Source organism: Aquibacillus albus, from assembly GCF_016908325.1.
Lineage (GTDB): Bacteria > Bacillota > Bacilli > Bacillales > Amphibacillaceae > Aquibacillus_A > Aquibacillus_A albus.
The window spans coordinates 1-10,625 of sequence record NZ_JAFBDR010000044.1 but is presented as its reverse complement, the minus strand read 5'-3'; the positions used below and the strand labels follow the sequence as shown (position 1 = coordinate 10,625).

The 10,625-nt window shown below is 36.8% G+C and carries 12 protein-coding genes; all 12 read left to right on the top strand.

Annotated elements, in window-relative coordinates; all coding sequences use genetic code 11:
- Positions 1 to 506: 506 nt before the first annotated feature.
- The 12 genes from JOC48_RS20860 (at position 507) to JOC48_RS20805 (ending at position 10,560) form a co-directional block, all read left to right on the top strand.
- On the top strand, positions 507 to 1,502 hold the full coding sequence (locus JOC48_RS20860) for an oligopeptide/dipeptide ABC transporter ATP-binding protein (protein ID WP_204502337.1): 996 nt from the start codon (positions 507 to 509) through the stop codon (positions 1,500 to 1,502).
- A 55-nt stretch (positions 1,503 to 1,557) separates the two neighbouring features.
- Positions 1,558 to 3,198, top strand: a complete 1,641-nt coding sequence (locus JOC48_RS20855; RefSeq protein WP_204502336.1) for an ABC transporter substrate-binding protein — start codon at positions 1,558 to 1,560, stop codon at positions 3,196 to 3,198.
- A gap of 96 nt (positions 3,199 to 3,294) precedes the next feature.
- Complete coding sequence (locus JOC48_RS20850) at positions 3,295 to 4,260, top strand: ABC transporter permease (RefSeq protein ID WP_204502335.1); 966 nt, start codon at positions 3,295 to 3,297, stop codon at positions 4,258 to 4,260.
- A 2-nt stretch (positions 4,261 to 4,262) separates the two neighbouring features.
- Entirely contained in the window at positions 4,263 to 5,189 is a 927-nt protein-coding gene (locus tag JOC48_RS20845; protein WP_204502334.1) for an ABC transporter permease, read from the top strand.
- A 26-nt stretch (positions 5,190 to 5,215) separates the two neighbouring features.
- Entirely contained in the window at positions 5,216 to 6,184 is a 969-nt protein-coding gene (locus JOC48_RS20840) for an ABC transporter ATP-binding protein (RefSeq protein ID WP_204502333.1), read from the top strand.
- A gap of 140 nt (positions 6,185 to 6,324) precedes the next feature.
- Positions 6,325 to 7,065 carry a cysteine hydrolase family protein gene (locus tag JOC48_RS20835; RefSeq protein WP_204502332.1) on the top strand — a complete coding sequence of 247 codons (741 nt, stop codon included), beginning with the start codon at positions 6,325 to 6,327 and terminating at the stop codon, positions 7,063 to 7,065.
- Between the two features lie 54 nt (positions 7,066 to 7,119).
- Positions 7,120 to 7,839, top strand: coding sequence for a cysteine hydrolase family protein (locus JOC48_RS20830; protein WP_204502331.1), 720 nt, complete (start codon positions 7,120 to 7,122; stop codon positions 7,837 to 7,839).
- Positions 7,840 to 7,957: 118 nt separating this feature from the next.
- A complete protein-coding gene (locus tag JOC48_RS20825; protein WP_204502330.1) occupies positions 7,958 to 8,692 on the top strand; it encodes a cysteine hydrolase family protein in 735 nt (244 codons plus the stop codon).
- Between the two features lie 16 nt (positions 8,693 to 8,708).
- The gene (locus JOC48_RS20820) at positions 8,709 to 9,359 is read left to right on the top strand and encodes a cysteine hydrolase family protein (RefSeq protein WP_204502329.1); all 651 of its coding nucleotides are present in this window, start codon (positions 8,709 to 8,711) and stop codon (positions 9,357 to 9,359) included.
- A 25-nt stretch (positions 9,360 to 9,384) separates the two neighbouring features.
- A complete protein-coding gene (locus JOC48_RS20815) occupies positions 9,385 to 9,672 on the top strand; it encodes a YciI family protein (protein WP_204502328.1) in 288 nt (95 codons plus the stop codon).
- A gap of 26 nt (positions 9,673 to 9,698) precedes the next feature.
- Complete coding sequence (locus JOC48_RS20810; protein ID WP_204502327.1) at positions 9,699 to 10,364, top strand: cysteine hydrolase family protein; 666 nt, start codon at positions 9,699 to 9,701, stop codon at positions 10,362 to 10,364.
- Between the two features lie 58 nt (positions 10,365 to 10,422).
- Positions 10,423 to 10,560, top strand: a complete 138-nt coding sequence (locus JOC48_RS20805; protein WP_204502326.1) for a hypothetical protein — start codon at positions 10,423 to 10,425, stop codon at positions 10,558 to 10,560.
- Positions 10,561 to 10,625 lie beyond the last annotated feature (65 nt).

Below are 10,625 nucleotides of genomic sequence, written 5' to 3'. Positions count from 1 at the left end.
CTATAACAAAAAAAAGACCCTGCAAAACAGAGTCAGTAAAAAGTTCAAGGACAAGCCTCTTTTTTTAAACTGTCTATTCTACAGGGTCCATTTTATTACCATGGAGGCCCTTTTTCTAATGCACGATATATATAACATCGTTTCTATCAAATATTTAATGGTCAAAACAGACACATATAAAAAAGCACGTTATATAATCTGCCAAATACCTTTTTTATTTAAATTATAATAATATAATAATATTAATAAAAATAATAACTAACAAAGATTTAATTCCAAACAAAAAACTTAAGTATATATCTAATAATTGGAAGACAAGTGTGTCATTTGTTTTCGGAATTTTCTGAAATATTGTAAGAGAATCTATCATGTTACTATCTTTGTTGGTAATTAATTATATAATATTATTAATTTAACGAATTCTTTGTTGTATAGAGGAGTGATAGAGTGGCTATCAATGTCGAGAAAATGAATGTATATTCTATTTTTCAAAAGGGGTGTAATAAGTGGAAACAGCTTTAACAATTGAAAACCTGCAAACAACTTTTCGTTTAGGGAAAAAAGACTTAACCGCTGTAAGAGGTGTATCTCTAGAAGTTAAGAAAGGTAGAACTTTAGTAATTCTTGGTGAATCAGGCTCTGGTAAAAGTGTATTATTGAAAACCATCTTAAGACTACTCGATGAAGATAAAACTACCATTACTGGAAAAGTTGAATATAATCAAAAAAACATTATTCAACTACCTGAACAGGAAATGGCCAAACTAAGAGGAAAACAAATTGGAATGATTTATCAAAATGCTTTAACTGCAATGGACCCGGTATTTAAAGTAGGGCATCAATTAGATGAAGTAATAGAAAAGCATATCTCACCAAAAGAGAGAAAAAAGAAAGTAATTCAGGCATTTAAAGATGTTGGGATTCCATCACCAGAAGAACGAATAGACGCATATCCTCACGAATTAAGTGGTGGCATGCGACAAAGAGCTGTAATCGCAATGTCATTAATATCTCACCCAGACATTCTCCTCGCAGATGAACCAACAACTGCACTTGATGTAACCATCCAATCACAAATATTACACCTATTAAAAAAAATCCAAACAGAATTCGGAACAACAATTGTCTTTGTAACGCATGATATAGGGGTCGCCGCAGCTTTAGCTGATGATATCGCTGTTATGTATGCAGGTAATATCGTTGAATATGGCAAGGCTGATGACGTGCTTTACACACCAAACCATCCATATACGAAAGGTTTAATTGATGCGACTCCTCAAAGAGGAAGGAAGAAACAAAAATTAGTTTCTATTCCAGGTGAACCACCATCTCTTTTGAGATTACCAAAGGGATGTGCCTTTGCACCTAGATGCTCCTTTGCAACTCAAAAATGTTTAGAGAAAGCCCCTGCTTCTGCGAATTATAAGTCTAATAATGTGGCTTGTTACTATCCACTTCAAAAAACAGAAGTGAACACTTACGCCAAAGATGTGTCGTTATAAAATGTAATGAAAAATATATAAAGTGATGAAGATCACAATAGGAGGAGTTGGATTAATGTTTTATAAAAATTTTAAATTAGTTGTTTTATTAGTACTGTTTTCGAGTTTGTTGTTACTTATTGGATGTACGGGAAATACAGCTAATTCCCAAACGGAGGACTCTAATACGGAAACCGAAAATGATGAGACAAGTCATGAGGCGCAATCTGGTGGAACATTAATTATTGGTATGACTGCAGGTGATCTGCCGGTTATGGATACTGGCCCGACTCAAGGGATGGAAGGATTTCGGTTTGTAGGGTTTCAGCTATACGATGGCTTAACAAAATTCGATTTAACACAAGGAGATACTTTACCTGATATTGTTCCAGGTTTGGCTGAAAGTTGGGAGGTACCAGAAGGCGATGACATGACTTGGACCTTTCATTTAAGAGAAGGTGTAACTTTTCATGACGGTACTAGTTTTGATGCTGATGCAGTTATATTTAACCTTGATAGAATTTTAGATCAAGATTTTGAATATTACTCTCCAGAAGCAGCGGCAACTAATAGAACAAGAATATCTATGATTGAAAGCTATGAAAAAATAGATGATTACACCGTTACGATAACAACAAATGAACCATGGAGTGTGTTGCACGAGAGTCTAGCATTCGTGTTTATGGCTAGTCCAACCGCAGTCAAAGAGTATGGAGAAGATTATTTAGAACATCCAGCTGGTACAGGACCATTTGTGTATGAAAGCAAGGTTGATGGACAGGAACTAATTTTGGTACCCAATGAAAATTATTGGGGAGAAGTACCAAAACTAGATCGACTCATTTTAAGACCAATGCCCGAACCCTCTACCAGAGTAGCGGCACTGTTGTCTGGAGAAGTCAATTGGGTGGAAGCTCCATCTCCAGAAGCTGTAGAAAGAATAGAAAGTGAAGGTTATGACATTATTACAGGTGAACAACCACATATTTGGCGATCCTATCTAAATCAAGAAATTGAGGAGTTACAAGATCCTCGAGTAAGACAAGCCCTTAACTATGCGATTGATAGAGAAAGTCTTTCGAATGACTTAATTATGGGGCTTGGTAGACCATCTACCCAATTTGTGTATCCAGGTCATGATTGGTATAGCGATGATGCCATCGAGTATACTTACGATCCTGATAAGGCAAGAGAACTATTAGCAGAAGCTGGTTATTCTGATGGTTTTTCAGGGAGGATTCTAGTTCCTGCGTCTGGATCAGGACATATGTGGCCGTTACCAATGATGGAATTTGTCCAACAAAACCTTGCTGAGGTTGGTATTGATCTACAAATTGATGTTATTGAATGGCAAACGATGTTAAATCATTTACGAGCAGGATTTCCTGATGATCGTGATGCATTAGGGTTTGCTTGGGGAACACCAACTCACGATATTCTTTCATTCAGAAACCATTTTCATTCAGAGGCTTCGAGTAATCATGGAAGATATAGTAACCCTGAAGTAGATGCTTTATTTGATCAAGCCTTTGCTACTTATGATGCGGATGAACGTAATGAGCTCTTAAGAGAAGTTAACCGAATTACAACAGATGAAGCAGGGTTATTCTATATTGTACACGACTTGAATAGTCGGGCAATGTCACCAAATATCAATGGGTTTGTTCAGCCGCAGTCGTGGTTTGTTGATTTAACCATGACTACCGTAGCAGAATAATTTACTGTCTAACAAGAATGAAGTCGCATCCATACCTATATCAAGGATGCGACTTCATTAAAAAATTCAGAAATTAAAAAGATAGGAAGTGATGGAATGCTGAATTACATTGTGTATCGCTTGCTTCTCATTATTCCAATTCTATTCGGGGTTACGATTGTAGTGTTTATTCTAAATCAATTAATACCCGGCGATCCAGTGGATTTTATGCTGGATATCGATGCTACAGAAGCTGATAGAGAGTATATTCGCAGTTACTTAGGATTAGACAAACCTCTCATTGTCCAATATTTTATCTGGTTGTCCAATATTCTACAAGGAGACTTTGGTATGTCAGTAACAAGACAAACAGAGGTTTCTTACTTAATATTAGGTGCACTAAAGAACACGGCTATCTTAATAGCAGTTGGAGGAACTATTGCTTTTATTATTGCGCTGATTATAGGAATTTTTAGTGCAATGTATCCTAAATCTAAGATGGCTACTTTGTCAAACGTATTAGGTATTTCCTGTGTTAGCATTCCAAATTTCTGGGCTGCATTAATGCTAATTGGTTTGTTTGCTGTATTCCTTGGTTGGTTGCCGGCATCTGGTATTAGATCTACTGGTCAAGAAAGTAGCTTATTAGATATGGCCAAACATCTTGTTTTACCAGCAATAGCCGTGGGGCTAACCACAATAGGAACGATGACTCGAATTGTTCGAAGTACATTCGTAGATATATTCAAACAAGACTTCGTAGTAACGCTTAGAGCAAAAGGGCAAGGTAAAGGAACTATTATGAAGCATGTGTTTAAAAATGGATTGCCTCCAGTTCTTGTGGTTGCCGGCCTAGAAATAGGGTCATTGATGGGTGGTTCAGTTATTACGGAAAGTATATTTAATTGGCCGGGTGTTGGGAAGCTACTGTATGATGCTATTTCCCAAAGAGATTATCCGTTAATTCAAGGTGGGATTTTAATTATTTCGTTATTATTTGTTTCAGTTAATATGATTGTCGATGTACTACATGCCTACGTCGATCCGAGAATTAGAAAATCATTAGGGGGAGGTGCATCTTAAGTATGAGCGTCCAGCCTTTGAAAAAAGAAAACAAAGCCAACCATGTAGTAGTGACGAACAAAGTAAAACCGGAAACGACTGATAGTCAAGTAGATGATAATTTTGAAATTAGTTTTTGGAATAAATTTAAAAGAAATAAAATTGCTGTCATTTGTGGTGCTTATTTAATATTAATTGTTTTTTGTGCTGTTTTTGCACCGTTTTTAACGACATATAGTCCAACTCAAGGTGAATTAGCTAGTCGAATTCTCCCGATTGGAAGTGAAGGTCACTTCTTAGGAACAGATGAACAAGGAAGAGATATGTGGACACGAATCATCTTTGGAGCTCGACTAAGCTTGTTGGCAGCCTTTGTTCCTGTTCTGATCGGTACAATGATTGGGAGTATTTTAGGAATTGTTTCTGGCTACTTTGGAGGAAGGATTGAGACACTGATCATGAGGAATCTTGATATTTATTATGCCTTCCCTGCCATTATTTTAGCCATTGCACTCGCGGCAGTCATCGGGTCTGGATTAGGAACAATTATCATTAGTTTATCTTTTATTATGATTCCACCAATTTCACGGGTAGCCATGTCTGCCACTAAAAAAGTTGCCCATATGGAATATATTGATGCTGCTAAAACTAGTGGAGCAGGACATGTGAAAATTATGTACTATCACATCTTTCCAAATGTCTTTAGTCCTATTTTTGTATATGCCAGCACATTATTAGGGTTATCCCTCCTCTTTGCATCTGGTTTAAGCTTCCTCGGCTTAGGCGTAGAACCACCAATTGCTGAATGGGGGTTTATGCTCAATAGCCTCAAAGATCTTGTAATCATTTCACCAATGATCACATTTACACCAGGATTTTTCATTTTTATCACAGCGTTAGCACTAAATCTCTTTAGTGATGGAATCAGAGATGCTATGCAAGAAAAATAAATGATTATGCAAAGGAGCATTAAAAGATGACAGAGAAAATCTTGGAGGTAAAAAACGTTACGAAAAATTTCAAAATCGGTAAAGGCCTGTTTAATAGAAACAAGCAAGTCTTACAAGCCGTTTCAGATGGTTCGTTTGAAGTGTACAAAAATAAAACGCTAGGAGTAGTCGGTGAATCTGGATGTGGGAAATCTACTACTGGCAAATTAATCATGAGATTAGAGGAGCCAGATGAAGGTGAAATTCTATTTAATGACCGAAATATTTTAGATTTGTCCCATAATCAGATGAAATCTATTAGAAAAGATATCCAAATGATATTTCAGGATCCATATGCTTCTTTAAATCCACAAATGACGATTCTTGAAACCGTTAAATTTTCACTTATGGTTCATGGTTATAGTAAATCAGACCAAAGAGATAAGGCACTAGAAATGTTAGAAATGGTTGGGATATCTAAACAAGTTGCTCAAAAGTACCCAAGCAGTCTAAGTGGAGGGCAGAGACAGCGGGTTGCCATTGCTCGGGCTTTAGTGTTAAATCCACAATTTGTTGTTGCTGATGAACCAGTATCTGCATTAGATAAATCAATTCAAGCCCAAGTATTGAATTTACTTGAGAAGCTTAAAGATGAATTCTCTCTATCTATGATTTTTATATCGCACGATTTGAACGTTATCGAGTATGTCAGTGATTATGTGATGGTTATGTATTTAGGGAAGGTTGTGGAGTACGGTCCTGCTGAAGAGGTATATAAGGAGCAGCTGCATCCTTATACTCAAGCTTTAGTTAAATCTTCGCCTTCGATGACAAGAGATAGAAAGAAAAGTTTTTATGTAATAGAAGGCGAAATTCCAAGTCCTATTCATCCACCATCTGGATGTAGATTTAGAACTAGATGTCCGTTTGCATTTGATCGTTGCGCACAAGAGGTTCCTGAATTGATCCATAAAAAAGGAGAGCATAAGGTATCCTGTTTTCTTTATGATAGCTAACAATTTATTTAAACATACAACCATAGAAACAAGGAGGGGAGGTGAGTGTCTGCAGACAGCATCGTTGTCTTGAAGGCATTGACTGAGGAAAGGAAGTCCAGAGATTTTAGGTAAAAAACTTAAATGGGAGGAATATTGTTATGAGAGAAAAGGTGAAAATGATTGATCGATTTGATGTTTTTAGTCAAATCAACGATGAACTTGCGTTAGATTTTAATAAAACTGCCGTCATTCAAATTGATATGCATAAACGGCAAATTGATCCGGAGTGGTCTGCTTTTCCACAACCGGTTGGGCAAAAAAAAGTAGCAAATGCAGCTCGCTTTTTAAAAGCCTGTCGTAGTTATGGACTACCGATCATCCATGTAATGGTGTATCAACGTCCTATTGAGCAGGAGAAAGCGATAATGCCGCGACGAGAAGTTATTCAAAAAACCGGAATGGTTAGCACTCCATATGGATTACCGAAAAAATCACCATATGATCCAGGTGCAAAAGAGGGTTATTTTACATGGGATGTAATGCCTGAGTTAGGTCCTGAAGAAGGGGATTATATTATTAACACAAAGCGCCAACTGACAAGTAGTTATTACAGTACGGATTTAGAGTATTTAATTAAAGCTCTCGAAGTAGATACGTTTCTTTGTATCGGTATAAACACGAACAATTGTGTTGGGACGTTTGCGATGGACGGATTTAATCGAGGCTTAAATCCTATCTTAATCTCGGATTGTGTTGGTTCTACTCATGGTAATGATTTACACCAATTTGCTTTGCAAAATATAGCTCGAACATTTGGATTTGTATTAACGGAACAGGAAGCCTACCAAAAAATTAAAGAATCTAAAAGTAGCAAGGATAAAAATGTGGCAGCAGTTTAATTATTTCTATAACCAATAGTTTAATAATCTACTATTTCAAAGGAGGAAAAAAAGATGGATTTAAAAGATATTAAGGAAATTGAAATTTATGATCGTGTTGAATTTTTAAGTGAATTAGAAAAGCAGTTAGTCATTGATCCCGATCGTTCAGCGGTTGTAACGGTCGAAATGACACAACGGAGGTTAAATGAGAACACACCTTTAGAAAATGGTGAAAAAAGTGTGGATTCATTAATCAGTCAGACGAATTCCCTTCTTAATATGGCTCGATTAAAGGATATTCCTGTTATCCATATCATGTCAGCTCTTCGCGGTGTGGAAGTCGCATTTCAGGAAAAGAGTAAGTGGCGACAGGCAATGAAGAAGACGGGTAAATCTATTAGTCCCTACGGTGAAATTCCGGATGAATTTGTTGATGTTCAGGATGGAACAGTGGAACCAGATTTTGTAGTAGACGTCGCTGACACTGACTACATTATTAAAACAAAGAAAACATTTAGTTGTTTTTATCAGACGGATTTGGAATGGATGTTAAAAACACTCAAGAAAGATTATATTATTTTAGCTGGTTTAAGCTCTAATGCTGATATTCTATCAACCGCATACGATGCTAGTAACAAATACTTAGGCGTCATAACGGTTAAAGAATGTGTAGATAGTATTTACGGTTCAGATTTGAATGCGATGGCGCTTCAACAGCTTGGAAGATGTCAAGGATTTGTTGTTGATTTAGAGACATTTGAAGAAAAGTTATTTGGGAAAGTTACGGTATAACGTACTTATACAGCTCTGTTAAATAGTGTGTGTCATCGGTCTTAATCCCCTGATTTAGACCGATGACAACTCTAATAAATGTTTTTTTGCTAAAACGTAACGTTTGGAGGAACTAAAAATGGAAAGTGTCAAAATGATTGATCGAAATACTGTGTTTAATCAAATAAATGATGAACTAAGTTTAGATTTTGCCAAAACAGCTGTCATACAAATTGACATGCATAAACGACAAATTGATCCGGAGTGGTCCGCTTTTCCGCAACCTGTAGGACAAAAAAAGGTGGAAAATACCGCTCGATTTCTAAAAGTCTGTCGAAATTACGGATTACCTATTATTCATGTCATGGTTTATAAACGTCCGGTTGAAGAGGTGTATATCCCTCCGAAACGCGAAGTGGTGGCAAAGACTGGTATGGTTAGTACACCTTATGGATTGCCAAAAAAATCTCCATATGATCCAGGTGCAAAAGAAGGATATTTTCAATGGGATATCATGCCGGAATTGGGTCCAGGGATAGACGACTACATCATTAATACAAAACGGCAAGGAACAAGTAGTTATTTTAGTACAGATTTAGAGTACCTTATTGATTCACTCGGAGTGGATACATTTATTTGTGTGGGTATTAACACGAATAATTGTGTCGGAACGTTTGCCATCCAAGCAGCTGAAAGAGGATTAAATACGTTGATGGTCTCTGATTGTGTTGGTTCCACTCACGGAAATGATTTACATCAATTTGCTCTCCAAAATATAGCTCGAACATTTGGTTTTGTGCTAACAGAACAAGAAGCCTATCAAAAGATTGAAGAAGCCATTGACGAAATAACGCAGCAAATGGCTGTTAAATAATAGGGGGAGGAAAAGTATGCCAATTCAATATGATATTGACAGGAAAAGAACTGCACTGATTGTAGTTGATATGCAAAACTTTTTTTGTATACCTTCTGCAGATGGATTTGTAGAAGATAGTCAGAACATAATTTCCACCTTACAAAAGTTAATTACTACTTTTAGAGAAGCATCTATGCCTGTTATATACCTTCGTCGCGGAGTCAGAGGAGATGGAAGTGACACTGGTCGTATGAAAGATATATCCCCACAAGTAGATGAAAGAATTAAATACGGATCATGGAATGTACAAATTATTCCGGAGCTTGAACCCCAAACGGGCGATATTATTATTGATAAAGGTTTTTTCGGTGGTTTTACAGGCACCGATTTAGATACGGTTTTACGTGCGCATGACATCAACACTGTTGTTATTTCTGGAACACTAACCAATATATGTTGCGACACAACTGCGCGTCAAGCTGTCGAAAAAGAATATAAGGTCATTTTTTTAAGCGACGGAACAGCAGCTGGAGCAAAACCGGATCTAGGATGGGGATATGTAAGCGCAGATGTGCATCACAGGGTAACTTTAACTACATTGGCATCAACTTTTTGCCAGGTATCCCCCACCCAAGTTGTGATAGATGCAATAAAAAATAAAATGGATACATCCATTACAGGCTAAACAAACGAAATTTGGGAGGAGAATAATGAAAAGTTTCGCTGTATTATTACCAATGTTAGATGAAGAAAAAGATGTTAAATATAAGGAAGATCACTTAGCACATTTAAAGAAAATGAGAACAAGAGGCAATGTGTACACAAACGGCCGATTTGCAGATGGGACAGGAGGGCTAGTCATTTATTTAGGTGATTCGCTAGAACAGGTGATAAAGCTAATCAATCTAGATCCTTATGTTATACAAGGTGCTAGAAGCTATGAAATCCATGAATGGAATGCAGCATTACCTGCAAAAAATGAAAGTTCGACAGTGTAGAAAAGAATAAGGAGGCATTAATTCTAATGGTTAAACGAGAACCTGTGAAATATGAACTGGATTTAAATCGAACGGCAGTTATTGTCGTTGATATGCAGAATTTATTTTGTACACCTACACGAGAAGGTTATGTAAGGGAAACGGAAAATGTCGTTACTAAAATTGATACATTAACATCGGCAGCTCGGGCAGTTCATGTTCCAATTATCTTCCTTAGACATGTCTTAAGAGGAGATGGTAGTGATTCTGGTTCATTACGTGTGAATAAGCCAGATATTGATGAAACCTTAAAGCAAGGAACGTGGAATGTTGAAATTATTCCAGAATTAACACCAGTTAAAGGGGACATTATCGTTGATAAACCATTTTTTGGCGGGTTTACAGGTACCGATTTAGATACGATATTGCGTGGAAATGGTATTGATACCGTAATTATAAGCGGAACAGTAACCAATGTATGCTGTGAAACAACTGCAAGACAAGCGGTTGAAAAAGGGTATAAGGTTGTATTCCTAAGTGATGGTAATGCATCACGGGATAAAGAAGATGTAGGTTGGGGATCTTTTAGTGCCAATGTAAGCCATCGTTTGACCTTAACTACATTAGCTTCTACTTTTGGGTGTCAAGTATCTCCGACCGATCTTGTTGTAAAAGAGTTGTATCAAATTAATGATATGACTGTATCTACGTGATTGTTGTTTTCTAAATGGATTAATGAAAACTTAAATCAAAAAAAGGAGTGTTTATTTTATGACTGTAAAAAGAGAGCCAATGAAGCATAATTTTGATCTAAACCGAACGGCTGTAATCGTTGTTGATATGCAAAATGTGTTTGCTCACCCTGAAGGAGAACTGTATGTGCCTAGTGTAGTAAATAGGTTCAAATAAAGAAAAATAACCACCATTTTCAGTGTAAAATGGAAGTACCTATCACAGAACTTCCAAATAACCCC

Bases quoted from the DNA above. Each gene is read 5' to 3' on its own strand.
- JOC48_RS20815 (WP_204502328.1), top strand. From the start codon at position 9,385: ATGAAAAGTTTCGCTGTATTATTACCAATGTTAGATGAAGAAAAAGAT.
- JOC48_RS20845 (WP_204502334.1), top strand. From the start codon at position 4,263: ATGAGCGTCCAGCCTTTGAAAAAAGAAAACAAAGCCAACCATGTAGTA.
- JOC48_RS20850 (WP_204502335.1), top strand. From the start codon at position 3,295: ATGCTGAATTACATTGTGTATCGCTTGCTTCTCATTATTCCAATTCTA.
- JOC48_RS20855 (WP_204502336.1), top strand. From the start codon at position 1,558: ATGTTTTATAAAAATTTTAAATTAGTTGTTTTATTAGTACTGTTTTCG.
- JOC48_RS20840 (WP_204502333.1), top strand. From the start codon at position 5,216: ATGACAGAGAAAATCTTGGAGGTAAAAAACGTTACGAAAAATTTCAAA.
- JOC48_RS20820 (WP_204502329.1), top strand. From the start codon at position 8,709: ATGCCAATTCAATATGATATTGACAGGAAAAGAACTGCACTGATTGTA.
- JOC48_RS20805 (WP_204502326.1), top strand. From the start codon at position 10,423: ATGACTGTAAAAAGAGAGCCAATGAAGCATAATTTTGATCTAAACCGA.
- JOC48_RS20835 (WP_204502332.1), top strand. From the start codon at position 6,325: ATGAGAGAAAAGGTGAAAATGATTGATCGATTTGATGTTTTTAGTCAA.
- JOC48_RS20825 (WP_204502330.1), top strand. From the start codon at position 7,958: ATGGAAAGTGTCAAAATGATTGATCGAAATACTGTGTTTAATCAAATA.
- JOC48_RS20830 (WP_204502331.1), top strand. From the start codon at position 7,120: ATGGATTTAAAAGATATTAAGGAAATTGAAATTTATGATCGTGTTGAA.
- JOC48_RS20810 (WP_204502327.1), top strand. From the start codon at position 9,699: ATGGTTAAACGAGAACCTGTGAAATATGAACTGGATTTAAATCGAACG.